This window comes from Gilliamella sp. LMG 34362 (assembly GCF_984569125.1).
On sequence record NZ_OZ474902.1, the window covers coordinates 239,097 to 266,045 of the forward strand.

25 protein-coding genes are annotated in these 26,949 nt (G+C 33.1%); 9 read left to right on the forward strand and 16 right to left on the reverse strand.

The features are described from left to right. Window positions 1-29: 29 nt before the first annotated feature. Genes AC5LWZ_RS01175 through AC5LWZ_RS01185 form a run of 3 tightly spaced genes read right to left on the reverse strand, consistent with a single transcriptional unit; the run spans window position 30 to window position 4,400 of the window. Window positions 30-1,196 (reverse strand): pectate lyase family protein, encoded by a 1,167-nt coding sequence (locus AC5LWZ_RS01175; protein ID WP_294882700.1) that lies wholly within the window; start codon window positions 1,194-1,196, stop codon window positions 30-32. A 14-nt stretch (window positions 1,197-1,210) separates the two neighbouring features. Then, window positions 1,211-2,779 (reverse strand): SGNH/GDSL hydrolase family protein, encoded by a 1,569-nt coding sequence (locus AC5LWZ_RS01180; protein ID WP_493463837.1) that lies wholly within the window; start codon window positions 2,777-2,779, stop codon window positions 1,211-1,213. A gap of 52 nt (window positions 2,780-2,831) precedes the next feature. Continuing rightward, entirely contained in the window at window positions 2,832-4,400 is a 1,569-nt protein-coding gene (locus tag AC5LWZ_RS01185; protein ID WP_294882697.1) for an oligogalacturonate-specific porin KdgM family protein, read from the reverse strand. Between the two features lie 298 nt (window positions 4,401-4,698). On the opposite strand from AC5LWZ_RS01185, the gene AC5LWZ_RS01190 reads away from it, so the two are divergent. Beyond that, window positions 4,699-6,210, forward strand: a complete 1,512-nt coding sequence (locus AC5LWZ_RS01190; RefSeq protein WP_493463838.1) for an MFS transporter — start codon at window positions 4,699-4,701, stop codon at window positions 6,208-6,210. Between the two features lie 65 nt (window positions 6,211-6,275). Here the strand turns inward: AC5LWZ_RS01190 and AC5LWZ_RS01195 are convergent, their stop codons facing one another. The 3 genes from AC5LWZ_RS01195 to AC5LWZ_RS01205 form a co-directional block, all read right to left on the reverse strand. Continuing rightward, a complete protein-coding gene (locus AC5LWZ_RS01195; RefSeq protein ID WP_198201482.1) occupies window positions 6,276-7,055 on the reverse strand; it encodes a Cof-type HAD-IIB family hydrolase in 780 nt (259 codons plus the stop codon). Window positions 7,056-7,057: 2 nt separating this feature from the next. Beyond that, on the reverse strand, window positions 7,058-7,741 hold the full coding sequence (gene hda / locus AC5LWZ_RS01200) for a DnaA inactivator Hda (protein ID WP_065651976.1): 684 nt from the start codon (window positions 7,739-7,741) through the stop codon (window positions 7,058-7,060). Between the two features lie 202 nt (window positions 7,742-7,943). Further along, window positions 7,944-8,963: a putative type VI secretion system effector gene (locus tag AC5LWZ_RS01205; protein WP_198222512.1), complete on the reverse strand. Its 1,020-nt coding sequence runs from the start codon at window positions 8,961-8,963 to the stop codon at window positions 7,944-7,946. A 512-nt stretch (window positions 8,964-9,475) separates the two neighbouring features. On the opposite strand from AC5LWZ_RS01205, the gene mnmG reads away from it, so the two are divergent. Both mnmG and rsmG read left to right on the forward strand, forming a co-directional pair. After that, window positions 9,476-11,368 carry a tRNA uridine-5-carboxymethylaminomethyl(34) synthesis enzyme MnmG gene (gene mnmG / locus AC5LWZ_RS01210; RefSeq protein ID WP_493463839.1) on the forward strand — a complete coding sequence of 631 codons (1,893 nt, stop codon included), beginning with the start codon at window positions 9,476-9,478 and terminating at the stop codon, window positions 11,366-11,368. Further along, window positions 11,346-11,945 (forward strand): 16S rRNA (guanine(527)-N(7))-methyltransferase RsmG, encoded by a 600-nt coding sequence (rsmG, locus tag AC5LWZ_RS01215; protein ID WP_493463840.1) that lies wholly within the window; start codon window positions 11,346-11,348, stop codon window positions 11,943-11,945. The genes mnmG and rsmG overlap by 23 nt, the downstream gene beginning before the upstream one ends. A 29-nt stretch (window positions 11,946-11,974) precedes the next feature. Here the strand turns inward: rsmG and AC5LWZ_RS01220 are convergent, their stop codons facing one another. Beyond that, window positions 11,975-13,204 carry an N-acetylmuramoyl-L-alanine amidase gene (locus AC5LWZ_RS01220; protein ID WP_493463841.1) on the reverse strand — a complete coding sequence of 410 codons (1,230 nt, stop codon included), beginning with the start codon at window positions 13,202-13,204 and terminating at the stop codon, window positions 11,975-11,977. A 254-nt stretch (window positions 13,205-13,458) separates the two neighbouring features. On the opposite strand from AC5LWZ_RS01220, the gene miaB reads away from it, so the two are divergent. The 6 genes from miaB (at window position 13,459) to AC5LWZ_RS01250 (ending at window position 20,745) form a co-directional block, all read left to right on the forward strand. Continuing rightward, entirely contained in the window at window positions 13,459-14,886 is a 1,428-nt protein-coding gene (gene miaB, locus AC5LWZ_RS01225; protein ID WP_110448840.1) for a tRNA (N6-isopentenyl adenosine(37)-C2)-methylthiotransferase MiaB, read from the forward strand. Between the two features lie 65 nt (window positions 14,887-14,951). After that, the gene (locus AC5LWZ_RS01230) at window positions 14,952-15,425 is read left to right on the forward strand and encodes a zinc ribbon domain-containing protein (protein ID WP_110448839.1); all 474 of its coding nucleotides are present in this window, start codon (window positions 14,952-14,954) and stop codon (window positions 15,423-15,425) included. A gap of 31 nt (window positions 15,426-15,456) precedes the next feature. Further along, window positions 15,457-16,470: a PhoH family protein gene (locus tag AC5LWZ_RS01235; RefSeq protein ID WP_232350170.1), complete on the forward strand. Its 1,014-nt coding sequence runs from the start codon at window positions 15,457-15,459 to the stop codon at window positions 16,468-16,470. 29 nt (window positions 16,471-16,499) lie between these two features. After that, window positions 16,500-18,440: a penicillin-binding protein 2 gene (gene mrdA, locus AC5LWZ_RS01240; protein ID WP_198201611.1), complete on the forward strand. Its 1,941-nt coding sequence runs from the start codon at window positions 16,500-16,502 to the stop codon at window positions 18,438-18,440. 2 nt (window positions 18,441-18,442) lie between these two features. After that, window positions 18,443-19,549, forward strand: a complete 1,107-nt coding sequence (mrdB, locus tag AC5LWZ_RS01245) for a peptidoglycan glycosyltransferase MrdB (RefSeq protein WP_493463842.1) — start codon at window positions 18,443-18,445, stop codon at window positions 19,547-19,549. Between the two features lie 14 nt (window positions 19,550-19,563). Then, window positions 19,564-20,745 (forward strand): serine hydrolase, encoded by a 1,182-nt coding sequence (locus AC5LWZ_RS01250; protein WP_198201488.1) that lies wholly within the window; start codon window positions 19,564-19,566, stop codon window positions 20,743-20,745. 188 nt (window positions 20,746-20,933) lie between these two features. Here AC5LWZ_RS01250 and fliR read toward each other — a convergent pair whose 3' ends face one another. From fliR to fliJ, 9 genes are all read right to left on the reverse strand, one after another. Next, window positions 20,934-21,737 (reverse strand): flagellar biosynthetic protein FliR, encoded by an 804-nt coding sequence (fliR, locus tag AC5LWZ_RS01255; RefSeq protein ID WP_493463843.1) that lies wholly within the window; start codon window positions 21,735-21,737, stop codon window positions 20,934-20,936. Window positions 21,738-21,742: 5 nt separating this feature from the next. Beyond that, window positions 21,743-22,012, reverse strand: a complete 270-nt coding sequence (gene fliQ / locus AC5LWZ_RS01260; RefSeq protein ID WP_034900933.1) for a flagellar biosynthesis protein FliQ — start codon at window positions 22,010-22,012, stop codon at window positions 21,743-21,745. Window positions 22,013-22,034: 22 nt separating this feature from the next. Next, entirely contained in the window at window positions 22,035-22,775 is a 741-nt protein-coding gene (fliP, locus tag AC5LWZ_RS01265) for a flagellar type III secretion system pore protein FliP (protein WP_493463844.1), read from the reverse strand. Between the two features lie 6 nt (window positions 22,776-22,781). Next, the gene (locus tag AC5LWZ_RS01270) at window positions 22,782-23,183 is read right to left on the reverse strand and encodes a FliO/MopB family protein (protein ID WP_110448832.1); all 402 of its coding nucleotides are present in this window, start codon (window positions 23,181-23,183) and stop codon (window positions 22,782-22,784) included. A 20-nt stretch (window positions 23,184-23,203) separates the two neighbouring features. After that, window positions 23,204-23,584 (reverse strand): flagellar motor switch protein FliN, encoded by a 381-nt coding sequence (fliN, locus tag AC5LWZ_RS01275; RefSeq protein WP_034900937.1) that lies wholly within the window; start codon window positions 23,582-23,584, stop codon window positions 23,204-23,206. Then, window positions 23,577-24,614, reverse strand: coding sequence for a flagellar motor switch protein FliM (gene fliM / locus AC5LWZ_RS01280; RefSeq protein WP_294912775.1), 1,038 nt, complete (start codon window positions 24,612-24,614; stop codon window positions 23,577-23,579). The genes fliN and fliM overlap by 8 nt, the downstream gene beginning before the upstream one ends. Window positions 24,615-24,619: 5 nt before the next feature. Next, window positions 24,620-25,087: a flagellar basal body-associated FliL family protein gene (locus AC5LWZ_RS01285; RefSeq protein ID WP_034900941.1), complete on the reverse strand. Its 468-nt coding sequence runs from the start codon at window positions 25,085-25,087 to the stop codon at window positions 24,620-24,622. A 214-nt stretch (window positions 25,088-25,301) separates the two neighbouring features. Next, window positions 25,302-26,480, reverse strand: a complete 1,179-nt coding sequence (locus AC5LWZ_RS01290) for a flagellar hook-length control protein FliK (protein WP_493463845.1) — start codon at window positions 26,478-26,480, stop codon at window positions 25,302-25,304. Continuing rightward, entirely contained in the window at window positions 26,470-26,934 is a 465-nt protein-coding gene (fliJ, locus tag AC5LWZ_RS01295; protein ID WP_493457932.1) for a flagellar export protein FliJ, read from the reverse strand. The genes AC5LWZ_RS01290 and fliJ overlap by 11 nt, the downstream gene beginning before the upstream one ends. Window positions 26,935-26,949 lie beyond the last annotated feature (15 nt).

Here is a 26,949-nt window from a genome sequence, read left to right on the forward strand (position 1 = left end):
TCCTAACATATTTGTTTAATTCAATAATTTTAAAGATTTCCAGCACCGACTAGTCGGCTATAATTTTTGCTAAACTGCTTAATATCATCCATGCTGTATTGATAAGGTACTGACCAATTCAAATGCTCATCAAAACCACAAGAGGATAATTTCAATTTAGATTGATTAAATAGAGAGTTGTTATCTTGTAGACTAGATCCTTTAAATTGTTTTGCCACTTTGCAGTTATCTTTCAGACCATCAATCATAAATAGGTTATTTTCTGAAAGAACACTACCTTTATAGCCTAAGCCAATAGAATATTGATATGGATATACTGTTTTAGATTTATTAACTGACCCTTTAAAAAGGTTGTTATAGAGGTGGATTTTACCAAATCTTACACGCGGAGCCCGTTGAGTAATATCACTAAAAACATTATGATGAAGCGTGATATTCAACTTACCTTCATCTTGCTCAGCATTTTTATCACTATGACCAATTAACATAGTTTTATCATGGTTTTCAAATAAACAATAAGAGATAGTAATAAAATCACTACCACGCTTAATGTCTAACAAACCATCATGTTGTACATATTTCCAGCCATCTTTTTCATGGTACATATCATCGGTAAAATTACCATCAGTTAAAGTAACATGATCAACCCAAACATAAGTAGAGGAAATAATATTTATACCATCCCATTCAGCATTCCAACCATCACCATCCTCAAATTTAGGTTCAACATCTATCGGGGCTTCAATTTTTAAATTTCGAATAATGACATTATTTACTTTCGATAACATAATTGAGCCATTGATAAAACCTGCGTTATCACCAACACCAATTAACGTTGTGTTACTAGGAATTTTGATCAAGGAGCGAGCTTTCTGGTCATCAAAATTTTTATAAGGTTTATTTTCACTAATATCAATTATCCCTGATATTTGAATAATCCGCGGTTGATCTTTATTGATCGCAATGGCATCTAAAAGATCCTTCTTATTGTTAACCAAAAAGATCATGTTTTTTTTAGCTTTAGATCCCCCCGTTGTACCACTATTATTAGCTATATCAACTCCAGCAAAACCATTTTGTGGAGCAACATCCAGAGCCTGTGAAACTTTCACCGGAGCAGGCGATAAAGCATGACAAGTTAAACTATATGAGTTAATAGTCAGTGGAATTAACATTGCGATTAGTAATTTTTTCATTTTAATTTAATACCTTAATTTTTATTGATAAATTTTTTTACATCAACAAGATTCTGTTTTAATTGCGGATGGTTGCTAATTGCTGTCGCAATAATTTTAGCTATCGCATGCGCACCCTTTTCTTGAAAATGCGTAGCATCAGGATTGCCAATCACACCAGATGATTGGGTTTTGTAATAGGGATAGTTAGGATCATTAGGATCAACTACCAACCAATAAGACTGCCAGTCATCTTTATGTTGATTAGCGAAATCAATACTTAATGATTCCAAATCAATTAAAGCGACTTGGTTAACTTTAGCTGTATGTTTAATGGTACTAGAATAATCTCCCCAATAAGCAAAACCTGATTTATTGGTGGTGTAATGCAGATGACTAACAGGATTTTTATTCTGATCTTGATAAGCTATTTTATTATTTTTATCTTTATAACGAGTGACAGGAGTCATTAAAATTGGCGTCATATCTAACTCTTTCGCCACAGCAAGGTAACTTTCTAATGAAGCTTGAAACGACATATTTTCTTGATTTGATGGATACTGTTTTTGGTTATTAGCATCATTAGGATAAGTACACAAATTAGCAACATCCACTTTACCTCGTTTAGGGTTGCTACTGTCACATTTTTCATCATTATGACCAAAAACGATGATCATATAATCACCGTTTTTCATAAAAGGTTTAATTAAATCAAACCAACCTTCGGTTTTAAAACTACGACTTGAACGACCGGATTGTGCGCCATTAATAACAATGGTATCTGTTTTATCATCAATATACTGATCAAAAACTTGTCCCCACCCCATTCGCGGATAAACTTTTTTATCATAATTAGAAGCTGTCGAGTCACCTAAGATAAAAATACGCTTTTTAGCATTTATATTTTTTTCTTTTTGCTTAGCTGCTTGATAGTAATCTAAAGGGGCATCTTGGCTAATTGGTACTAAACGCATATCGAACAATATTGTTTCAGTTACTTTACCTGTTGCCGAACTATATCCTCGATTAAATAACAGCACATCCAGTAGTTTAGTAATATCTTGATTTATATTCGTAATAGGATCAAAAGATTTATCTTCAATACCTATTTGATGTAATGCTTTATCAAATAATAGATTAAATTTATTATAAGTAGAGCTTAATGCAGCATCATCTATTGGAAAAGATGATTGATTATTAACCAAATCTTCTGAACCTAAAAGATTTACTTTTTTAGCTAATTCACTAGCTAAAAAATCAGTTAATGGATTAATATTAACCGTATTTTTCCGATCTTTTTGTAAACTATGGACATATGAAACTAAACAATTACCACTACAAATTAGGTTGTCATCCGCTTTTCGGGCAAGAGAGTTTTCATTAGTAAAAACAATTAGTGGTGGCGTTAGATTTGATACATCCTGCTGATAAAATCCTGCTTTATTACTGGTTGTTTGCAAAATTTTATTATTAGCATCACGAATAATTACCGATGAACTAATTGGTTTATTCACATAAATATAACCTTGTATTTCAGTACTTGCTAACACTTGGCTGATTGAAGTTGTAATCAATAACAGTCCAAAAAAGGTTTTCTTTATCATCTTTTCACCACTAACCGTTTTTTTAACACATCGCTTTATTAACTAGCTAAAATTAAAACAAATATGATAATCCTAGTGCTAATTTAGCTTCCCTTGCGTCAGAATGAACACTTTTTGCTACGTCTTCAGCAGCAAAATTCACTTGCCAAGCTTTAGTTGCTTGCCAGTTTATATCCAATTCTTGTTGATAATCGTGCCGTTTATCATTGTGTAGTACATAATTTCCTTTTAAGTATGAAAAGCGATAGCCAATATTCCAATCATCAGACAAGTTGATATCGGTACCTATATCAAAACGGTTACGTGATCGGTTATCAACATAGCCTTGGACACTATCTTCACGTTTACTTCTTGAAACCTTTCGATATTCAAACCGATATTGGCTATAAAACGATACATCATCACTTTGTAACCAAGTCAATTTTAAAGCAGGGGAATAACGAACACCTGGTCGTTGTGAGTCACTTACATCACCTAATTGATAATAAGGTAAGTTTTCTTTACTTTTAGCTTTATAACCACCACCAGAATAGAACCTAACTTCCATATTTGGAGTCAGTACCCACTGATCAGCTAAATAAAAATTGTAACCGCCATATATTTGATAATGGCTTGAAACAACATCATCAAAGAATAATCTATTTTTTAATTGGTTATAGGTATTTACACTAAGACCAACATAGCCTTTTTTATCAAAATCAGTATATAAACCAAAGCTATCACCATGATAATGCGAACTTAAACCATAATGATGTGCATATTTAAAATAGGTGTTGTAAGCAAAATCAGAGTTTTTACTATTCGATTGACCAAAAGCATAATTGAAACCAACTTTAAACTTAGCTTGTCTAGTATCAGTCGTTTTATTTTTTGATACATCAGAAATAGAAAAATAAGGACGGAATAATTTTGAATAATTATAGGTAATTTTAAATTCTTGCTCATAATCTGTTTTTTTATTGTTATAAACTTTATATTTATTTTTAACAAAAACTTTTTTTTCTACTTTATAAGAATTGTTAGTAAAATCACCAATATAATAGTTGAATGTATAAGCAAAATTAAATGCCTTAATGCCTGAGTACATTAATGCCCAATCTATACGGTTCCGCCCAGCATTACTGCTAGCAACATATTTAACTTGTTCACCAGATACTTTAGCTGTTTTATAACGTTCAGCATGAGATATTTTTTTCCATTCATAGCGATAACGTAAACTAGTTGCCCAATCACTATTAATTTTATAACTATATTTTAAACCCGGTTGGTAAAGCGTTGAATCTTTGGAAAAACCTAATTCTAATGACGGAATAATTGCTCCCCAGTTGTTATCAAGGGTATAAGTTTTTTGAATAACTACACCACCGGAACCACCATACATATCATCATATAAAACATCACGTTTATTTCCACCTCCTTCATTGACACCAAATTTAAATTCATACTGCCAATTATCATCAGTTTTATGAATTAACTTAATAGTATCACCGTGAATTCGATCCATTGATTTCCAGTTATGTTCATATTGAAAGGTTGTTTGACTTGAACCAGCAAAAGAATAGATAGGAAAGGTGGATAGAAACATTAAAAGCGGTATTTTTTTTAATTTAAAATGACTCATTATTGTTTTCCTATTTTTAATATATTTTTTGAAATACTGTTTTATATTTTTTATTATTTTTTTAATGTTTTCTGTTAATAAGATCACAATTTCAGAAAACAATTTCAGAAAAACAATAACTCTATGATATTTATCAATTTAATTTATAATAATATCAATATATTAACTTTTCAAATTAAATAAATTGTTACCAACGTCACATTTCTTAAAAAATTTTGAAATAAATTTGTATAAATTTAGTATTATTCTAATAATATTTTTAAAACGGTATTTCATAATTATTAAAGGAAATAAATTTATGGCTGACAATCAAAAGAAAATAACCACACTAACTCGATTTTCGTATGGTAGTGGTAATTTGATAGGAAGTGGGGCGCTAGCAATTAGTGCTGCTTGGTTACTATATTTTTATACAACATTCTGTGGTCTTTCTGCATTTCAAGCAACATTAATTTTTTCAATCGCTACTTATTTAGATGTCATTCTAAATCCATTAATGGGATTTATTACTGATAATTTTAACCACACAAAACTTGGCCGTCGATTTGGCCGTCGCCGATTTTTCATTTTATTTGCTGTTCCATGTATGATTATTTACCCATTACTTTGGGTTGATGGCATGAATTTTTGGTACTACTTAACTACCTATATTTTATTTGAATTCATCTATACCATGATTATGATTCCATATAATACTTTACCGGTAGAGATGACCAAAAACTTTGATCAAAGAACTTACTTAGCCGGTTCTAAAGCAATGTTTGGTAAAGTTGCTAATTTCTTAGCTGCAGCAATTCCAGGGGTATTTTTCTATCTATTTGATGGTAAAGACTCCCCATTACCGTTCTTACTAACAGGTATTACTTATGCAACTATTATGGCTATTGCATTAATCTTGCTTTACCTAAATAGTTGGGAAAAATCAATTGATGAAATTGAAGATGAAACAACTTCTGGTCTTTGGGAAAGCATTGTTAAATTATTCTCAGATGTGTTTTCAACCTTCCGTTTAAAAACATTTAGAAACCATTTAGGTATGTATCTATTTGGTTTTGGTGCTGAATGGCTATTCGCGGCAACATTTACCTATTTTGTAGTATTTAACTTAGGCCAACCTAAAACTTTTGTTTCACAAATGAATAGTTTAAGTAGTATATGTCAGTTAATTTCAACGGCATTCTTTATGGCTTGGTGTGTAAAACGAGGATTCAAAAGACCATTTGTTATTGCAATACTAATCGTAATATCTTCAGTAATTGGTTATATCGGAGTCTATTATTTTAACATGCCTCATGTTACTTGGATTGTTATTGGTATTACAATTTGGTTTGGTTTAGGAACTGGTGGGGTTTATTACATTCCGTGGAGTGTATACACCTTCTTAGCTGATATCGATGAAGTATTAACCGGAAGACGTCGTGAAGGTATCTATGCAGGTGCAATGACTATGGCTGGAAAACTAATGCGAGCGACCATTGTATTTATTCTAGGAATTGTATTGAAATACTCAGGTTTTGTCTCTGGTGTAAATACCGTTCAACCAGATAGTGCAGTGACTGCAATTAACTTAGTTCTTATCTTTGGCGTGTGTGGAATGGCATTATTAGGTATTTTCTTTACTTACCGAATGAAATTAGACAAATCTACTCATGCACTTATTATTCAAGAACTTGATAGATTAAAAACTGGTGGTAAAAAAGAAGATGCAACACCAGAAATAAGAAGCTTAGTTAAAGAACTAACTGGCTTTGATTATGATAACTGTTTTGGTAACAATAATGTTGGTTTTAAACAACATAATCCAAAATAACGATTTATAATTAAATAAAAAATCATCTAATTGATAAGATTAGATGATTTTTTTTATATCTAAATTTAAATTAAACCAAATTTTTGCAACGCTTTAGCAATACCATCATTATCATTATTATCGGTTATATACTCAGCTTTATCTTTCAAATCATCAACTGCATTAGCCATAGCAATTGGATGATCAACGGTTAAGAACATTTCTAAATCATTCATACCATCACCAAATGCATAAGTAGGTACATTATCAAAACCTTTGGTTTTTAATAATTCATTAATGCCGTTACCTTTCGATCCACCATGGTTAAAGACATCAACACAATAATGAGTATTACGAATAAAAGTTAATTCAGGAAAAGCTTCTCGATAAGGCGATTCGCCTTGCTCACAAAGCAATAACAACATCTGAATCTGTTCTTTTAAATAAATTTGATCATCAACCGGAGGAATTTCTAGTTTTAAAGAACGATAAAACTGTTCGGTAGCTTGATTAATTTCACTGACTCTCATCTTATTATAATTATAAAAAGACAAAGGAATATTCATTTTTTCCCTTGAAAATTCATATAATCTAGTAATAACATTTTTATCAATATTATTGGTAAATACGACTTCTTTTTCATAAATAACAGCTTGGCCATTCATTGCTATAATCGAATTTATGCCCGTCTCTTTCATCAATTTAGCGGCTTCCATAGGGGTTCGGCCTGTTGCGAGCATAGGTATAATATTATTTTGCTTTAATCTTTCAATTGCAGCATAAGAACTTGGCAACACTTCTATATTACTATCAAATAAAGTACCATCTAAATCGAAAAAAACGATAGCATCAGGTTTTTTAGTCATTTTTACAAATCCAAAATATTTTTAATAAAAGGAATAGTTAATTTGCGTTGTTGAGCTAATGTTGCAACCTCAAATTTTTCCATTAAAGAAAACAATGTTCGCATATCGCGATTAACACGTTTTAACAAAAACAAACCAACTTCAGTTGATAACTCAAAGCCACTTAATTGCGCTCTAAGTTGCAGAGCTTTTAGTTTATCTTCATCACTTAATTCTTTTAGCTGATAAACCTGTCCCCAAGTCAATCTTGAAGCTAAATCAGGCAAGATAAAAGGAATTTGTTTAGGCGGAGCACAAGCAGTTATTAAAAGTTTACTAACATTTTTTTCAGTTAAACGGTTAAATAAATCAAATATTGCCTCTTCCCAATCTCGATGACCAGCTATGGCATCAATGTCATCTAAACAAACCAAATCATAATTATCTAAACCTTGTAAAATTTCAGGAACCAATAAAACATGTTGCTTTAATGGAATATAACTAGCTAATTTATTTTGGCTTGAAGCATGCAATAGATGCGTACGACCAGCTGCGCTTGCTGACCATATATAAAAGACATTAAAACCTTCCCTATCAAGTAAGGTTTGCAAAGAATCAAACAATAGCTGATTATCACCCACATAGAAACTATCAAATGTTTCGTTATTAGGTAATATAAAAGGTAAAGGCAACTGTGAAAGAGTAATAAAATGACCTCACAATAAAAATACAATCATACTAAGTATAAATTTGCTTTCACAAAAATCAATTACTTTTATAGAGAACAAAATAAGTTAGCAAAAGCAGCTATTAAAAATCGATATACAAAAACTAGTTAACCTACAAAAAAACAAATAATAACATAACTAAAATGCTATTTAGTTATAAACTTTAACTTATTATTATTCATTAATAATAAAATAAATTATTTTCATTTTTTCCAAGAAAGAACCTTTTAGAAGGTTTCACACTATTATGCTGCTTTTTTTGTTTTAATTTAGCGACTTTTTTATTAGTAAAACGTCTTAAATCCATTCTAGCTATTTTCGGCAGATTTAAAGTTTTAAAAATTTTCTCGGCTATTTTTGCTTTTTTATTAACATTAGGTATAGATTCAATAATCATACCAATACTGCAAAAAATACTACTACCAAAGAATATAGGTTTCATAAAAGAGATATATTCAGCTGTTAAATGAAGTAATTGATAGAGACTACCCCAAACTAAAATATAAAAAACATTAAAAAGAATCATAAAAAAAAGGATCAGAAATAATGTCGCTTTAGCTTGATGTATTAAATAAGCTATTCGTCCTTTACTGCAATTAGGACATATACTAATAATCCTTTCGTCAGGTTTAGTTAAAGCATAAAGTTCATAATGATCTTCTTGCCACTGCGCTATAACAGCAACTTTTTCACCCGCTTGAAAAGGGCAATCACCTATCCAACCTCGATAAATAACACCATCAATTTGAACATTAACAAAATTAGCCTTAATTAAAAAAGGATTAACTTTTTCTGCTAAGAAGCTTTTTTTAAATTTCTCAAAATCAAATTCAAGAGATGCAGCATTAATAGAAGGCTCTTTTGCTAATAAGCTTTTTTTAAATTCCTTAAAATCAAACTCAAGAGATGCTGTATCAATAGAAGAATTAACTTCTTTTGCTAAGAAATCTTTTTTTAATTCCTCAAAATTATACTCAGGAGATAAATCATTAATATAAGTATTAATTATCCTATTTTTAAGTTCGCTTTTAGGTACGAATTCAAAATAATTATACTCTTCTTGTAAATCTATACGCTCAATTATTCCTTTAATGCAGACAAATTCAGTCTCCCAGCTCGGTAGAACAGGATAAGTTGGTTTATGGCGCCAAGAACGACTGACGATCTTATTTTGAATTTTGTAGAACTGTTTAATACTCATAACAACATATTTATCTATACAACTTCTGCTATTATAAATTGTTTTTAACTAAAATCCTCTAATTAACTTAAATTAGCTAGCTTAATTTATGAGCAATAAAAGATAAAAATTTAAGCAAACAAATTTATTTTTTGTGGATAACTCTGTGACAAACAACGATCATAAGCTGTTATGATCGCATTAATAACCTTAATTGAAGTCAATGTTGTGGATAAATAAGAGAGTTATAAACAAGTTTAATTAAAAAAAGATCCGATCAATTAACAGAATTAACTGATCAATAAGATCATATAAAATAAAAATAAAAACCAGTTATCAACAAAAATGATCCAAACTAATAATAGTAAAAATAAAAAGATCATATAAAAGATCTTATTTAATTTAGATCCCGATCAAAATAGATCATTTGACGTAATAAAAAAGATGCGTAAAATTCGTAACACTAAATAAAACCAAATCACCTGATCAAAAATAGTGATCATCTATCAGTAATATAAAAAACGAGGCTTTATATGTTTTATCCAGATCTTTTTGATGTCATCATTGTTGGTGGAGGTCATGCCGGAACTGAAGCTGCAATGGCATCAGCAAGAATGGGCCGAAAAACATTACTTTTAACGCATAATATCAATACATTAGGACAAATGTCTTGTAATCCAGCTATTGGTGGTATTGGTAAAGGTCACTTAGTAAAAGAGATTGATGCTATGGGCGGATTAATGGCGCAAGCTATAGATCTTGCAGGGATCCAGTTTCGGATCTTAAATAGCAGTAAGGGGCCAGCGGTAAGAGCAACACGTGCTCAAGCGGATCGATCCTTATATCGTAAAGTAATAAGAACTACACTGGGAAACCAAGAAAACCTAATGTTGTTTCAACAATCTGTTGAAGATGTGATCATTGAAAACGATCAGATCACCGGTGTTGTTACCCAAATGGGTGTCTCTTTTAAAGCAAAAGCTGTAGTACTTACAACAGGTACCTTTTTAGATGGTAAGATCCATATAGGTTTAGATAACTATAGTGGTGGTAGAACTGGCGATCCCGCTTCTATCGGTTTGTCTAAATCTTTACATCAATATCCATTTAGAATGGGACGATTAAAGACAGGAACACCACCACGTATTGATGCAAGAACAATAGACTTTTCTAAATTAGGCACTCAATATGGTGATGATCCAGTGCCAGTATTTTCATTTTTAGGCGATGCGAAACAGCATCCTAGACAGATCCCTTGTTATATAACAAATACTAATGAAACAACCCATGAGATCATTCGCAATAGCTTAGATCGAAGTCCTATGTACACAGGTGTGATTGAAGGTGTTGGCCCGCGATATTGTCCGTCTATTGAAGATAAAATAATGCGTTTTGCTGATCGTAATTCTCATCAGATCTATTTAGAACCAGAAGGGTTAGATAGTAATGAGATTTATCCTAATGGGATCTCGACCAGTTTACCTTTTGACACACAATTAGCTTTTGTTCGTAGTATGAAAGGACTAGAAAACGCGAATATCGTAAGACCTGGTTATGCGATTGAATATGATTATTTTGATCCGCGTGATCTTAAACCAACTTTAGAAAGTAAAGTGATCAAAGGTTTATTTTTAGCTGGTCAAATAAATGGCACTACAGGCTATGAAGAAGCAGCTTCTCAAGGTCTGTTAGCAGGTTTAAATGCAGCAAGATTTGTATATGATCAAGATCAATGGTTCCCTACTCGTGATCAAGCTTATTTAGGGGTATTAGTTGATGATCTTTGTACTTTAGGCACCAACGAACCTTACCGTATGTTTACTTCGCGTGCTGAATATCGCTTAATGTTACGTGAAGATAATGCCGATATTCGTTTGACTGAAATAGGCCGACAATTAGGCATGGTTGATGATTATCGTTGGCAACGATTTAATGAAAAATTTGAAGCTATTGAACAAGAAAGAGCCCGTCTTCGTGATATCTGGGTTCATCCTCATATTGAAACCATTGACGAAGTGAATGCTGTTTTAAGTGCTAATCTCACCAAAGAGGCCAATGGTGAAGAGTTACTTAAACGCCCTGAAATGAGCTATAAAACACTACAATCATTATCGCTTTTTGCGCCTGGTTTAACTGATACTCAAGCTGCTGAACAAGTTGAGATACAAGTAAAATATGATGGTTATATAAAATTACAGATTGAAGAAATTGAAAGACAAAAAAGAAATGAAGAAACCCTTATTCCTGAGCACATTGATTATGCTGAAATATCAGGGTTATCTAATGAAGTCGTTGCTAAATTAAAACAGCATAAACCTGTTTCAATTGGCCAAGCTTCACGTATTTCTGGCATTACACCTGCGGCAATTTCAATGTTATTAGTTTATTTAAAAAAGAAAAACTATGTTAAAAAAGAAACTCATTAATCTTATTGATCAAACGGATCTTTCGATCACTTCTCAACAAATTGATCTATTGATCGATTATGTTGAAATGCTTAATAAATGGAATAAAGCTTACAATTTAACCGCAGTGCGCGATCCTAGTGAAATGTTAATTAAACATATTATGGATAGTTTAGTTGTTTCGCCTTATTTAGTTGGCAATACTTTTATTGATGTGGGAACAGGCCCTGGATTACCAGGGATCCCTTTAGCAATAATAAATCCTGATAAACAATTTGATCTGGTGGATAGTTTAGGTAAAAGAATTCGTTTTTTAAAACAAGTTCAATTTGAATTAAAATTAACTAATATTCAACCTATTCAAAGTCGTATAGAAGAATATAATGAGAAAAAATTTGATGGAGTTATTAGCCGAGCATTTGCTTCTTTGCAAGATATGCTAACTTGGTGTAAACATCTTCCTAACCAGAAAGGATCATTTTACGCATTAAAAGGTAGCGATCTTGATGTGATCCCTGAAGGGTTTACTCTTAAACAAAATATTAAACTGACTATTCCGGAGTTAAATGCTGAACGACGATTAATGATCATTCAGTAAAGGTAAAATTGATCTAAAAAATGATTAGATCAATTTTTACGACGTTTTAAATAATCTTTAATACCATCAACAATTGCTTTAGATACTTGATTTTGGAAGGAAGCAGTCTTAAGTTTTTGCTCTTCATTAATATTACTAATAAAGGCTGTTTCAACTAAAACTGATGGGATATCCGGTGCTTTTAATACTGCAAAACCTGCTTTTTCAATAGATGGTTTGTGCAGTTTATTTACTTTCTTCATTCGGTTTAAAATAGCTGTACCTAATAATACCCCATTAGACAACGTTGTTTTTTGTACTAAATCTAAAATCGTATTATCTAAATATTTATCACCACTTCTACTTACGCCACCTATTTGGTCGGCATCATTTTGGGTTTGAGCTAAATAACTGGCTGCTGAACTACTAGCTCCACGGGTTGATAAAGCAAATACTGATGATCCTTTAACTGAGCGATTAGCAAAAGCATCAGCATGGATAGAAATAAATAGATCTGCATGTAAAGATCTTGCCTTCGCTACACGAACATTTAAAGGTATAAACACATCTTCCTTACGGGTCATATAGGCTTTTACATTAGGTTCTTTTTTGAGCAAATTGTAAGTACGGCGTGCAATTTGCAACACTATATCTTTTTCCCGAGTTTTCTTATAACCAATAGCGCCAGGATCTTCACCTCCATGGCCAGGATCAAGCATAACGATAATAGGTGAATTTTTCTTCTTATTAGATGATTTTATTTGTGATTGTTTTTTATTTAGCTCGCCTTTTTGATACTCTTCTAAGAGTGCTAAAAGGGGATCATCATCAGTTACAGTTGGTTTAGAAGGATAAAGATCAACGACTAATCGATGTTTGAATTCAGCAATCGGTGGTAATGTAAATGTATTTGGATCGATACCTTGTTTTAGTTCAATCATCAAACGAACAGTTTTGGGATCTAACTGCAATGTCCGAATAGATTTAATAAAAGGATCTCGACTTAGTACTTTTGTTGAAATCGTTTTTAACGTTGGATTTAAATTGAGATTATCAATATCAATAACAATACGATCGGGGTTGTGTAACTTTGCATGTTTATAGTTAAGTTTTGCGTTCGATTCTAACGTTATTCGTGTATAAGTTGATGATGGCCAAACACGCACAGCAATAATCTGAGCCATTGATGCAGCAAAACCAACCCGTGTGACCGACAATAAACAAGTTGCCATAATGCCTTTAATCAAAAAGCGCTTTGTTGGACTAAATGTTTTTGACATACCTAAACACTTATATTGTTAATAATATTAATAGGCTAAGAATAATAACATAAAATAATTAGAATGATTATTATAATTAGTTGTTTTTTCGATAAATTAATTACTAATTGTTTATTTTTTATATATAAAGTAATAAATATAGTTTTTTATATTTATTATAGACCCTACAATCACAAAGGATTACAATATGGCTCGCTAAAATCGCGGATTTAAACCCGTTTTCATTTTAACAATTAAATATAGCTGAGTTATTGATGAGCAAAAAATTACATATCAAAACTTGGGGCTGCCAAATGAACGAATATGATTCAACTAAAATGGCAGATCTCCTTGAATCCACCCATGGTTTAACCTTAACAGAAAATGCCGAAGAAGCAGATATTTTATTATTAAATACCTGTTCTATTCGAGAAAAAGCCCAAGAAAAAGTTTTTCACCAACTAGGTCGTTGGAAAAATTTAAAACAACATAATCCTAATATTATTATTGGTGTTGGTGGTTGTGTAGCGTCACAAGAAGGTGCCCATATTCGTAAACGAGCGCCTTTTGTTGATATTATTTTTGGACCACAAACTTTTCACCGTTTGCCAGATATGATTGAACAGATCCGCAGTGGTAATGGTCAGCATGTTGTTGATGTTAGTTTTCCTGAAATTGAAAAATTTGACCGTCTACCTGAACCACGTAGTGAAGGCCCAACGGCATTTGTATCCATAATGGAAGGATGTAACAAATACTGTACTTATTGTGTGGTACCTTACACTCGTGGTGAAGAGGTAAGTAGACCTTGTGATGATGTAATTTATGAAATTGCTCAGTTAGCAGAACAAGGTGTTCGTGAAGTGAATTTATTAGGGCAAAACGTAAATGCCTATCGCGGACCAACCTTTGATGGTGATATCTGTTCTTTTGCTGAATTATTACGTTTAGTTGCTGCTATTGATGGTATTGATCGTATTCGTTTTACCACTAGCCATCCAATTGAATTTACAGATGACATTATCGATGTTTATCGTGATACGCCTGAACTGGTTAATTTTTTACATTTACCTGTACAAAGTGGTTCTGATCGCGTATTGAATTTGATGAAACGAACTCATACTGCAATTGAATATAAATCAATTATTCGTAAATTACGTAAAGTTCGCCCAGATATTCAAATCAGTTCTGATTTTATTGTTGGTTTCCCTGGTGAAACTCAAGAAGATTTTGAACAAACTATGAAATTAATCGCTGATGTTAATTTTGACTTAAGTTATAGTTTTGTCTATTCAGCTCGTCCAGGTACGCCTGCTGCAGAAATGGAAGATAATGTTTCTGAAGAAGAGAAAAAACAACGGCTCTATATTCTTCAAGAGCGAATCAATCAACAAGCTATGCAATTTAGTCGTCGCATGTTAAATACCGTACAACGTATTTTAGTTGAAGGTCCATCTAAAAAGGATCTTATGGAATTAACCGGCCGAACTGAAAACAATCGAATTGTTAATTTTGCTGGACATCCAGATATGATTGGTAAATTTGTTGATGTTGAAATTACCGATGTTTATCCTAACTCATTGCGTGGTAAAGTAGTAAGAACTGAAGATCAGATGGATCTACGGGTTAGTGAATCACCAATATCAGTTATTTCCCGAACTCGTAAAGAAAATAATTTAGGCGTTGGTATTTATCAACCATAATTATACAAATAGTGGTGTAATTTAATTAATAATAAAGATGGTAATTTATAAATAAGGAATATTAAGTGTTTATTATATTTGGTACAAAAGGACGTGAAGTTAATGAACATACAGGACCATTTAATTGCCCGAACTGTTGTGCACAGCAAAATATTGCTGGTGATAAAAAACAACATCAGTATACGCAAATAAAGGTAGCCAAATATTTTACGCTATTTTTTATTCCTATTTTTAGTTTTCAAACTTTAGGTCGATATATTAAATGCCAACACTGTAATTCTGATTTTAATGAAAATGTTTTAACTTATATTCCACCTACATTTGAACAGCAAGTAGCATCTTATGTCGAGCAAGAGTTAAAAAGTGGTACACCTATCACGATGGTTATCAATAAGTTGAAAAGCCAAGGGCTCGATAATAATCAAGCAACTAGTGCTGTGAATAATGTAGTTGGTGACAACATAGTGACTTGTCATCATTGCCATATGGATTTTTTAAAAGGTGTTGAAAAATGTTCTTTATGTGAAGAGCGTATTTGATCATTAACCTGAATAATTAGAGGACTTATCATTGAATATTACGACCCATGAAACCGTGCTAGAGCCAGCAGATAATCAGCGACTTAATAGTCTTTGTGGTCCTTATGATGACAATATTAAACAACTTGAACGTCGTTTAGGGATTGAAATAAATCACCGTGGTAATCTCTTTGCCATCACTGGTGATACCATTTGTGTAAAAGCTGCATCAGAAATATTACAATCGCTTTATAAGCAAACTAAACAAAAAGATAATATTATCGATATTGAGCCAGAGCAGATACATTTAGCTATTAAAGAATCTGGTGCTTTAGAAAAAGCTAAAGAGCATCTTCCTGCGTATGTTGATCTGCATGGTAGTAAGCAAGTCATGATAAAAACCAAACGTGGAGTAATAAAACCACGTACACCTAATCAGGCTCAATATATTGCTCATGTATTAGATTATGATATTTCTTTTGGTATTGGTCCGGCTGGTACCGGAAAAACCTATTTAGCGGTAGCCGCAGCGGTTGATGCACTAGAAAAACAGCAAATTAGACGTATCGTTTTAACTCGCCCTGCGGTTGAAGCCGGCGAAAAACTAGGTTTTTTACCTGGTGATTTAAGTCAAAAAGTCGATCCTTATTTACGTCCACTTTATGATGCATTGTTTGAAATGCTTGGTTTTGAAAAAGTTGAAAAACTAATCGAAAAAAGTGTTATTGAAGTTGCTCCATTAGCCTATATGCGTGGGCGTACTCTTAATGATGCCTTTATTATTCTTGATGAAAGCCAAAATACCACAATTGAGCAAATGAAGATGTTTTTAACGCGTATTGGTTTTAATTCTAAAGCGGTCATCACTGGTGATATTACGCAAATTGATTTACCTCGTCACCAAAAATCAGGATTACGCCATGCCATCGAAGTATTAAGCGAAGTTGATGATATTAGTTTTAATTTTTTCAAGAGTGAAGATGTAGTTCGCCATCCTGTCGTAGCTAGAATTGTTAATGCTTATGAAAAATGGGAACAACAAGAACACAAGCAACAACAGTCATAAACAGAATTTAGAGGAGCTATATTATCTCTATTTCAGGTAAAACAAAAAAGGGCAATATTCGCGATCACTCAGCAGAAACAAACTTATTTTTGCGTAGGGCGTTGTTTGCATTTGTGGTAATTATTCTATTAATTTTTGTGTTATTAGCCAATTTAGCTGATCTACAAATTTCAAACTTTAGTTATTACAGTACCAAATCAAACAACAATCGTATTGAAATTATCCCTATTCCTCCTAGTCGCGGTATGATTTATGATCGTAATGGTACACCATTGGCGATAAATAATATTACCTATCAACTTAATATTGTTCCTGATAAAACCAAAAACCTTAATGAACAGTTTGAACAGTTAAAAATGATTGTTGATTTAACTGATGAAGATATTGAGAATTTCCAAAAGGAACGCCGTAATTATCGGGCTCATCGACCTGTGCCACTAAAAGAAAATTTAACAGAAAAACAAATAGCACGTTTTATTGTTGATCAGCATCGTTTTCCATTTGTGTCGATTGTTAAAATTCAACATCGATATTATCCATATGGCGCTTCACTTACCCATATTCTTGGCTATATCTCTAAAATAAATACTCAAGATAAACAACGTTTAGAAGAAGAAAATAAAGCCAGCGATTATGTGGCTACTTTCAATATTGGTAAAATGGGGATTGAACGGTATTACGAAGATGTCTTACATGGTACGGCTGGTAATGAAAAAGTTGAAGTAAATAGCCGAGGTCGTATTGTTCGCTTACTTGAACAACATCCACCACAAGCTGGTGAAGATATCTATTTATCCATCAACCTTAAATTACAACTCTATATTGAATCACTACTTACTGGACGAAAAGCATCAGTTGTTGCTATTGATCCCAATAATGGTGAAGTATTAGCAATGGTGTCTAGCCCTAGTTATGACTCAAATGATTTTGTTGGTGGTATTTCCAGTAAAAAATATAGTGAGTTACTTAATGATCCAAGTAAACCACTATTTAACCGAGCTTTACTTGGTGCTTACCCTCCTGCTTCAACGGTAAAACCATTTATTTCGATAGCCGCTTTAAGTGAAGGTGTCGTTTCACCGAAAAGTGTGGTTAATGATCCTGGCTGGTGGCAATTACCCGGTACAGAAAGACGTTATCGAGATTGGCTAAAATGGGGGCACGGCCATGTTGATGTATTACGAGCAATTGAAGAATCGGTAGATACCTATTTTTACCAAGTTGCTTATGATATGGGTATTGATCGCCTAAATTTATGGATGACTAAGTTTGGTTATGGTGAGCGTACCGGCATTGATATTTCGGCTAATGAAGAGACTCGTGCGGTTATGCCAAGTCGGGAATGGAAATTGAAGCGCCATAAAAAATCTTGGTTACAAGGTGACACCATTCCAGTTGGTATAGGTCAAGGTTATTGGACTGCCACACCTATGCAAATGGCTAAAGCCTTAACCACATTAATTAATAATGGTAAAACTTTTACGCCGCACTTTTTACTCTATAAAAAAAGTGACATTATTAATACTAATCAGAATCAGCCAACTATTGATCCCGAAAAATATGTTGAACCTAATAGCCTAGTTGATGTTAATCCAGCTTATTGGGCATTAGCTAAAGAAGGTATGCATCGAGTTATGTTTGGTGCTCGAGGTACTGCACGTAAAGTTTATGCTGGTGCTAAATATCAAGCGGCAGGTAAGTCAGGTACCGCTCAAGTTTATGGTTTAAAAGAAAACGAAACTTATAATGCCCATAAAATACCCGAACATTTACGTGACCATGCCTTATTTATCGCTTATGCACCTTATGATAAACCGAAAATAGCGCTAGCTATAGTCCTTGAAAATGGTGGCGGTGGTAGCTCCAATGGCGGTGCAGTAGCCCGTAAAATATTGGATTATTATCTTGAGGGTGATAACTCAACAGAATTAGATGATGCATCATCATCGACGACAGGACATGAAGATTAATTATGAACAATATTAAGAAATCTTTTTGGCAAAAGATACATATCGATCCCCTTTTTTGCTTATTTATAACCTTACTACTTGGTTATAGCCTTTATATTTTATGGAGTGCTAGTGGCCAAAATGTAGATATGATGCAAAAACGAGTAATCCAAATAATTCTTGGTTTTTTTGTGATGATTGTTTTTGCCCAAATTTCACCGCGAAGCTATGAACAGTGGGCACCTTATCTCTATATTGCCTGTATTATTATATTACTATTAGTTGATATTTTCGGTTATACCAGTAAAGGCGCTCAACGTTGGTTAGATTTAGGCGTCATTCGTTTTCAACCGTCAGAAATTGCTAAAATTGCTGTACCATTAATGGTAGCTAAGTTTATTCATCGTGACGGCTGCCCACCACCGGTTAAAACAACTTTGCAAACTTTAGCTATTATTGGTGTACCTACCTTATTAGTAGCAATGCAACCCGATTTAGGAACGGCTATTTTAATTATTATGTCGGGTATTTTTATTATATTTTTAGCTGGGATTAACTGGCGATTTATTCTTGTTGCTTTGATATTGATAGCCATATTTTTACCGATTATGTGGTTTTATTTAATGCATGATTATCAACGTGAACGAGTATTAACATTATTTAATCCTGAGCGTGATCCTAATGGTGCTGGCTATCATATCTTGCAATCGAAAACCGCGATAGGATCGGGGGGAATATGGGGTAAAGGTTGGCTTGAAGGTACGCAATCTCAGCTAGAATTTTTACCGGAAAGACATACTGACTTTATCTTTTCAGTTATCGCTGAAGAGTTTGGCTTTATTGGCTCTATTGTTTTGTTAGTCTTGTTTTTATGCTTAATTATACGTGGATTAATTATTGCTGCTCAGGCACAAACGACGTTTGGACGAATACTGTCTGGTGGTTTGATTTTGGTATTTTTTGTCTATGTATTTATTAATATCGGTATGGTCAGTGGAATCTTACCAGTAGTTGGTGTACCATTACCTCTAATAAGTTATGGTGGCTCTTCTCTGGTCGTTTTAATGGCAAGTTTTGGCATTATGATGTCTATTCACACTCATCGATACATGTTATCTAAAAACATTTAACGGAATTTTTATAAATGAAAAAGAAATTAAAATTATCTTTTGGCTTGTTGGCGCTTGCAATATGTTCTTCTGCCTCTGCAGAGATGGCATTTCCTATTCCTGCTATCCCTCAATTAGATGCGGAAGCCTATATTTTAATCGATGCCAAATCAGGCGAAATCCTAGCACAATATAATGCTGAACAACAACGTGATCCAGCAAGCTTAACTAAAATGATGACAAGTTATGTTGTTGGTCAAGCATTAGAATCAGGCCGTATTAAAAATGATGATATGGTACTGGTGAGTAAAGATGCATGGGCAACCGGTAATCCGGTTTTAAAAGGTTCATCATTGATGTTTTTAGAGGTTGGTAAAACAGTTTCGGTTGCTGATTTGAATAAAGGTATCATTATTCAATCGGGTAATGATGCATGTATCGCTATGGCTGAACATGTTGCTGGTAGTCAAGGTGCTTTCGTTAATTTAATGAATGAATATGCAAAAAAAATAGGTTTGCAACATACCCATTTTGAAACGGTACATGGTCTTGATGCGCCAGGACAGTATACAACAGCTAAAGATATGGCACTATTAGGTCAAGCTTTGATTCGTGACTTACCAACTGAATATGCTATCTATAAAGAAAAAGAGTTCACCTATAACCTGTCAAAACCACAATTAAATCGTAATGGTTTACTTTGGGATACAACTTTAAATGTAGATGGTATTAAAACTGGTCATACGAATGCTGCTGGTTATAACCTTGTTGCATCAGCGGTTGATGGTAATACCCGTTTAATTTCAGCCGTGCTTGGTGGCCGAACCTTTAAAGGTCGTGAAGAAGAGAGTAAAAAATTACTCACTTGGGGATTCCGATTCTTTGAAACGGCTAATCCAGTTAAGCCTAATGCGCCATTAGTGACAGAGTCAGTTTGGTATGGCGATCAAAACAAAGTAAATTTAGGGGCTATTAATGGTGCTTATATTACTGTGCCAAAAGGCCGTTCAGCTGATGTTAAAGTACAATACACCATTGATGATTACATCTATGCGCCAATTATCAAAGGTGCTGCGGTTGGTAAAATTCAATTTTTATTAGATGATAAAGTGATCAACGAACAACCTTTAGTTGCCCTTGAAAATGTTGAAGAAGCAGGCTTCTTTGGAAATATTTGGGATTGGATAAGCTTACAATTCCATAAATTATTTAATTAATTTTTAATTTATAATTAACTTGAACCGTTGTGTAACACAAAGCTACACAGCGGTTTTTTTTATTATCTCGTATAAGCAACCATTAGTTATATACATGGTTAATAACCTTTAATGTTAAGGCTAAAAAACCCCGTTCCTCAAAATTTTTTGTTAAAAAATACCCCTGAATTTTATTAAGCTTAATTGGCTTAATTATTGGTGGCAGCAAGATAGATTAAAATTTGCGAAGTAGTTGAAAATATCTGTTCTAAAATAAATTCCACAAATGAAGGCAAGGTGGAAAATAAATAACTTAACATCATCAAGCCACATAATAAGGTAAGTGGATAGCCCACTACAAAAATTGATAACTGAGGGGTAATTCTATTTAATAGCCCTAACGACAAATTAATAATCAGCAATAACGTCATTAATGGTAATGCCAACATAACGCCATTACTAAATAATAGACTGGTTGTTTCGATTAAGGCTAAGTGACCGTTGGCTTTTAAAGGTGAAACGCTAATAGGGATAATCTCAAAGCTGTTAGCTAACCCATATAGTAGCCATAGATGGCCATCTAAGCTGAGAAATATCAACAAGGCAATAATGTTAATGAAACGTGACAGTACAGAAGTAGATGGTCCACCAATAGGATCATAAAAGGTCGCCATGCCTAACCCCATTTGCATACCAATTAATTCACCTGCAAATCTTACCGTTAAAAAAGTAAGTTGTACGGTAAAACCGATTATGATGCCAATCATGATTTGCTGGGCAATAACCCAGATACCGAGTAATGAATAAAGGGTAAGGTTGTCGTCTAACTTTGGTAAAGGTAATAAAATGACGATCAGCATTGCTAAACCAATCTTTAACCGATTTGGCACCTCTTTTTCACCGACAATAGGTGCGACCATAATTAGCGCTAAAATACGGGTAAAAGGCAGAAAACTTGATCGAACCCAAGCAAAAAAATCAATATTAAACAGATCGTGAATCGTGGCGTCCATTAAGGTTAACTAGTTAAGTTAGGAATATCAGTAATAACCAGACGGATATAATCGATCATAGTCGTCAGCATTGAGGGGCCTAAAATGATTAATACTAACACCACCGCTAAAATCTTAGGAATAAAAGATAAGGTCATTTCATTAATTTGGGTTGCAGCTTGTAACAAACTGATAATTAGCCCAGTGACTAATGCTGCGAGTAGTAAAGGACCTGCAAGTGATGCGGCAACTTTGATTGCTTGAATGGCAAAATGGCTAATATATTCAGAAGGCATATAATCCCTTATACTGTTGGTGTTAACTGAAAAAGCTTTGTGCTAATGAACCTAACAATAAATGCCAGCCATCAGCTAATACAAACAACATAATTTTAAAAGGTAGTGATACTGTTGCTGGTGGTACCATCATCATCCCTAATGCCATTAATGTACTGGCAACAACTAAATCAATGACTAAAAAAGGAATAAACAGAGTAAAGCCAATTTGAAAAGCGGTTTTAAGTTCACTAACCACAAAAGCGGGGACTAAAACTCGTAGCGGGGTATCTTCACGGGTTTGAATATCATCAGTATGGGACATATTAACAAATAGCGTTAAATCACTTTCACGAGTTTGACTCAACATAAATTCACGCAGTGGTTTGCTTGCCTGCGTCAAACTTTGTTGCATAGTGATTTGTTGTTGTGAATAGGGAAGATAAGCATCTTGATATATTTTATCCAATGTTGGTGACATAATAAAAAATGTCATAAATAGTGCAATACCCAAAATTAATTGATTAGGTGGTGCTGATTGGGTACCAAGAGCACTACGTAATAGCCCTAACACAATAATAATACGAGTAAAACTCGTCATTAATAATAATATAATTGGGATAAAAGTTAGTAGGGTTAAAAAAACTAAAGTTTCAACTGGTAATGACCAAGTTTGCCCTTCTGGTAGTGAGGTTTGAGTAACAATTGTTAACGGTGATAATTCAGCATAACTATATTGGCTGGCCAGCAATAAGCTAAATAAAATAACAAGTTTTAACCGCACAATTAATCACACCTTTTTACTGTTTAACACAGATCTTAATATCTGATTGAACAGATTATTTTTTGACTGTTGTTCAACGTCAGCTGGCTCTGCGAATAACATTTCAGTACGTTGTTCATTGATAGTATGGAGTAAAGTCATTTGTTGTGCTGTAACCCCGACCACCAGTAATTGATGATCAACATAAACCAGCATAATGCGATCTTTGGCATTTATATTGTAAGTTGCTTTAACATCAATGAATTGCTTAGTAGATTTTTGCCAACCTAACCGTTTTATTAGCCAGATTAAAACGAAAATAATGGTGATGACACTAAAAAAGGCTATTCCTATTTGGCTATATAAACTTGATTCAGCAGGAATAGACGAAAAGTTTTGTATACCGGAGTTGATAGTTGATTCGCTCATGGTTATCTCATTAATGTTTATTAACGACTTAATCTACGTACCCGTTCTGATGGGGTAATAATATCGGTAATTCGTACACCATAATTGTCACCCACCACCACTATCTCGCCTTGCGCAATTAAGTAACCGTTAATTAAAATATCTAATGGCTCACCAGCTAAACCATCTAAGGCGATAACTGAGCCTTGAGTTAAATTTAATAGATCTTTAATGGCCATTTTGGTGCGGCCAAGTTCAACACTTAAATTAACCGGAATATCTAAAATAAGATTAATATCTTGTTCTTTTACATTTGACGGTTGGGGAGAAAGGGTTTCAAAAATAGCTTCTGTCGTTACCGATTCTTCATCAGTTAAGTTAGTTGCTTGGCTATCATCACTGTTATTTGGCATATCACTCATTGAACACTCCTTCATTCAATTGTTCTAATACAGGGTTGCTTATTTGCTCTACTTGAATTGCATATTGTTTATTTACACTACCATATTGGCCTTTTAAAACCGGTACGCCACCAATAGTGGCATCTAGGCTGGTTGGTTTTTCAATATCTAAAATGTCGTTTACTTTTAATGCTAATAATTTGGCAACAGTTGTTTGAATATTTGTAAAATTAGCGACTAACTCAACCGTTGATTGTTTAATACCGCTAGTGAGGGAACTCATCCAGACATTATCATCTTGATGGGTTTGACTTTCGATCGGTGGTTTAATTAATAGCTCTTTGATAGGTTCAACCATTGTATATGGAATGCATATGCAGAAAGTTGCTTTAAAGCTTCCAATTTCAATTAAAAAGGTGGACGTTAACACAACATCATCGGGAGAACTGGTGATATTGGTAAATTTACTCTCAACTTCAGAACGAATATATTCAGTTTCAATACTGTATACGTCAATCCATGAATTTTGATATGTAGTTAAAGCAAGATCTAATACTCGTCTAATAATTTCTTGTTCGGTATGAGTAAATTCACGTCCTTCCTTTTCCATATTGGAGGTATGTCCATCACCGCCAAAAAGCGTATCAACAACAATAAATACCAGTTCTGGTGAAAAAGAAAATAAGCAGCTTCCTCGTAAAGGATTAAGATGAACTAAATTTAAATGGTAAGTTGCCGAAATATGCGAAAACTCTTTAAATGTTTTTGGCTCAATTGGCGAGGTAATAACATCCGTGTTACGACGTAATAAATTAAATAAACCAATTCGAAATTGACGAGCAAAGCGTTCATTAATGATTTCTAATGCTGTTAGTCTTTCAGGGATAAAACTATGTTTAACTGATATATCATAAGGTTTTACTTCAGTCCGTTTACTTTGCTGTGATTGATAATTTTGCACAATATTTTTTTCAATACTGGCAGCATTATTCGGTGAATGTTTAGCTAAAGATTCACTTTTATCGCTAGTAGATTGAAGCTTATCAAACATGATAATTACCTTATAATGAAATCAGTGAATAACACTTCATCAATTTTTACTGAATGTTTGGCATCGTATTGACGTGATAATGCTGTTTTTATTTGCTCTTGTAATTCGAGTTTGCCAGATTCTTTTTTCAAATTATTGACATATTGTTTTGAGGTTAACAGCAATACATCACTTCTTACTTCAGGCAAATATTCTAATAATACCGTTTTTTGATCTTCATCTTCGACACGTAACACCATACCAACATATAGAATTTTATTGATATCTAAATTATCTTCAGAAGGTGGTAATGTAATGGTAAATGGTTTTAAGGTTAAAAAAACTGGTGATGAAACTTGAGGTTCTTGATGAGTGTGCGTCGTATTTTTAGCTTGATTTTCGAACCATAAATAAGCTGCTGAACCTATTGCGAGTAAGGTAATTAGAATAAGTATTAGGTTTAAAATTCTTACTTTTTTATTGGTGGTTTGCATATTTATTATTGTCTCAATGAAAATTAACGAAAGATTTGTAGCTATTTAAATAACCAAAAATTACCAAAATAATAAATCATGCCGTAAGAATTAATCGGAAGAATAGGCAATAAAAATATTATCTATTCAACCTTTTTAATATTAAGTTATCAAAGTTAAACACAGTGATAAGCTTAGATATCAATCATTTTATAAATATTGCCATAACCGTTATTTAGGCAAAAATACTTAATCCTGATTGAACAACCTCAACATGATGATCAATTTTTTGTTGAATTGGATTGATATCATCTAATAGTTGTTCTGTTTCGAATTGTTGTGGTTGTTGATAAGAAGATGACTGTTTAGAATCATTCATCATTGAAAAATCACTAATGTTAGTGTGTTGTAAAGTGATACCTTGTTGTTCTAATGAGCTTCTTAACATGGGGAGAGCTGATTCTAACACACCCTTAACCATATTATGCGCAACCGCCATGTGCAGATCGATTTTGTCATCAATCATGGCTAATTTAATATGTAATGAGCCTAGTTCTTGTGGATTTAATTTTATTTCGGCATTTTGAATACCTTGTCTACTGATCAAACAAATTTGTTCGTTTAAAGACGCTTGCCACTTACTAATATCCATGGGCATCGGTAAATTTAAGTTTAATGTGGTTGGATTTGCTGTAGAGGTTGGCGGATTAAATGACGATGATTGGCCATTTAGATCTATTGATAAAGCCATTTCTGATGGTGTATTAGCCAAATTAGTAGTAAACAATTTATCTGTCAGAGTTGACGCTAAATCAGTTTGATGATCATTGCTATGATTATTTATCAGCGTATCTGTTGACTGTGTTTGATTAATACTCAAATGTGCATTTTTTGTCGTTTGTGGCTGATTATTTTCCCAAGCCAATAAATGACTAGGGTTTGGTTGATTGGTTTTGTTGATTAATTGCTCACTGTAATTAATTGAGGCAATAATTTCGGCAGCTTTTTCATCAATATTGATACGCTGTTTGATATCATCAGTACATTGTGTATCCAACTTTGGATCAATCATGGTTGGATTAGCTTCTAATAATAGTTTAGTTTCATATATTGGTTGATTTTTTGGTTGAGCATCCGATTGCCTATTTTGCTGTATATCCTCTTGCTGATTGAATGGCATAGAAAATAGTATGAACAACTCTTCACTTTCCATTCGTTCTTTCTGCTCTAACTCATTGTCTTTTAAGTTTGTAGCATTAACGTGATTATTATTATCACTTAGCCATTGTTGTTTTTCGGTAAGTTGTAATAATTTTTGGAAAAAATCATCATCAAGAATAGATAACTGGTTGTCGTTTAATTCAAATTGTTGAGATGAGATTAATGGAATATCGCTAAACTGATTAATATTCATTCAATGTTCTCCTTGCTATCTGCTGCTGAGCAAATTCATCGGTTAATTTTTGTTGTAAACGACTCTGTTGTAGTAACAGTTTTTTATGTTGTTTATCTAATAATGTAGTATAAGTATTTAGGCTTTTTTGTGATTGATTAAGCTCATTGGTGATCTGCTTTTGTTTTATATCTAAAGTTAATAGTAGTTTTTTTTGTTGCGCTATACCTTGTTCAATCGCTGTAATAAAAGCATTAAAATTATTTAATTCCGCTCCCTTAATGCCACTGGATAAAGCATTATTTAGCCGTTGTTGGTACTCGTGATAATAATCATTTAATACATTTAGTTGTGATTGTGCATTACGTTTATTTTCGTGTGCATGTTTTAATTTAATCAATTTGTCATCAACTGCTTTTTCAGCGAGCTTTTTTAACGTTATAAATGCAAATTTACCATGATGTTGATTGGCCATAATTGTTTCCTAATT

What these genes read in the sequence shown, in the direction of transcription:
- AC5LWZ_RS01175 (WP_294882700.1), bottom strand. Translation starts at nt 1,196, where the DNA reads ATGAAAAAATTACTAATCGCAATGTTAATTCCACTGACTATTAACTCA.
- AC5LWZ_RS01180 (WP_493463837.1), bottom strand. Translation starts at nt 2,779, where the DNA reads ATGATAAAGAAAACCTTTTTTGGACTGTTATTGATTACAACTTCAATC.
- AC5LWZ_RS01185 (WP_294882697.1), bottom strand. Translation starts at nt 4,400, where the DNA reads ATGAGTCATTTTAAATTAAAAAAAATACCGCTTTTAATGTTTCTATCC.
- AC5LWZ_RS01190 (WP_493463838.1), top strand. Translation starts at nt 4,699, where the DNA reads ATGGCTGACAATCAAAAGAAAATAACCACACTAACTCGATTTTCGTAT.
- AC5LWZ_RS01195 (WP_198201482.1), bottom strand. Translation starts at nt 7,055, where the DNA reads ATGACTAAAAAACCTGATGCTATCGTTTTTTTCGATTTAGATGGTACT.
- AC5LWZ_RS01205 (WP_198222512.1), bottom strand. Translation starts at nt 8,963, where the DNA reads ATGAGTATTAAACAGTTCTACAAAATTCAAAATAAGATCGTCAGTCGT.
- mnmG (WP_493463839.1), top strand. Translation starts at nt 9,476, where the DNA reads ATGTTTTATCCAGATCTTTTTGATGTCATCATTGTTGGTGGAGGTCAT.
- rsmG (WP_493463840.1), top strand. Translation starts at nt 11,346, where the DNA reads ATGTTAAAAAAGAAACTCATTAATCTTATTGATCAAACGGATCTTTCG.
- AC5LWZ_RS01220 (WP_493463841.1), bottom strand. Translation starts at nt 13,204, where the DNA reads ATGTCAAAAACATTTAGTCCAACAAAGCGCTTTTTGATTAAAGGCATT.
- miaB (WP_110448840.1), top strand. Translation starts at nt 13,459, where the DNA reads ATGAGCAAAAAATTACATATCAAAACTTGGGGCTGCCAAATGAACGAA.
- mrdB (WP_493463842.1), top strand. Translation starts at nt 18,443, where the DNA reads ATGAACAATATTAAGAAATCTTTTTGGCAAAAGATACATATCGATCCC.
- AC5LWZ_RS01250 (WP_198201488.1), top strand. Translation starts at nt 19,564, where the DNA reads ATGAAAAAGAAATTAAAATTATCTTTTGGCTTGTTGGCGCTTGCAATA.
- fliR (WP_493463843.1), bottom strand. Translation starts at nt 21,737, where the DNA reads ATGGACGCCACGATTCACGATCTGTTTAATATTGATTTTTTTGCTTGG.
- fliQ (WP_034900933.1), bottom strand. Translation starts at nt 22,012, where the DNA reads ATGCCTTCTGAATATATTAGCCATTTTGCCATTCAAGCAATCAAAGTT.
- AC5LWZ_RS01270 (WP_110448832.1), bottom strand. Translation starts at nt 23,183, where the DNA reads ATGAGCGAATCAACTATCAACTCCGGTATACAAAACTTTTCGTCTATT.
- fliN (WP_034900937.1), bottom strand. Translation starts at nt 23,584, where the DNA reads ATGAGTGATATGCCAAATAACAGTGATGATAGCCAAGCAACTAACTTA.
- fliM (WP_294912775.1), bottom strand. Translation starts at nt 24,614, where the DNA reads ATGTTTGATAAGCTTCAATCTACTAGCGATAAAAGTGAATCTTTAGCT.
- AC5LWZ_RS01285 (WP_034900941.1), bottom strand. Translation starts at nt 25,087, where the DNA reads ATGCAAACCACCAATAAAAAAGTAAGAATTTTAAACCTAATACTTATT.
- AC5LWZ_RS01290 (WP_493463845.1), bottom strand. Translation starts at nt 26,480, where the DNA reads ATGAATATTAATCAGTTTAGCGATATTCCATTAATCTCATCTCAACAA.
- fliJ (WP_493457932.1), bottom strand. Translation starts at nt 26,934, where the DNA reads ATGGCCAATCAACATCATGGTAAATTTGCATTTATAACGTTAAAAAAG.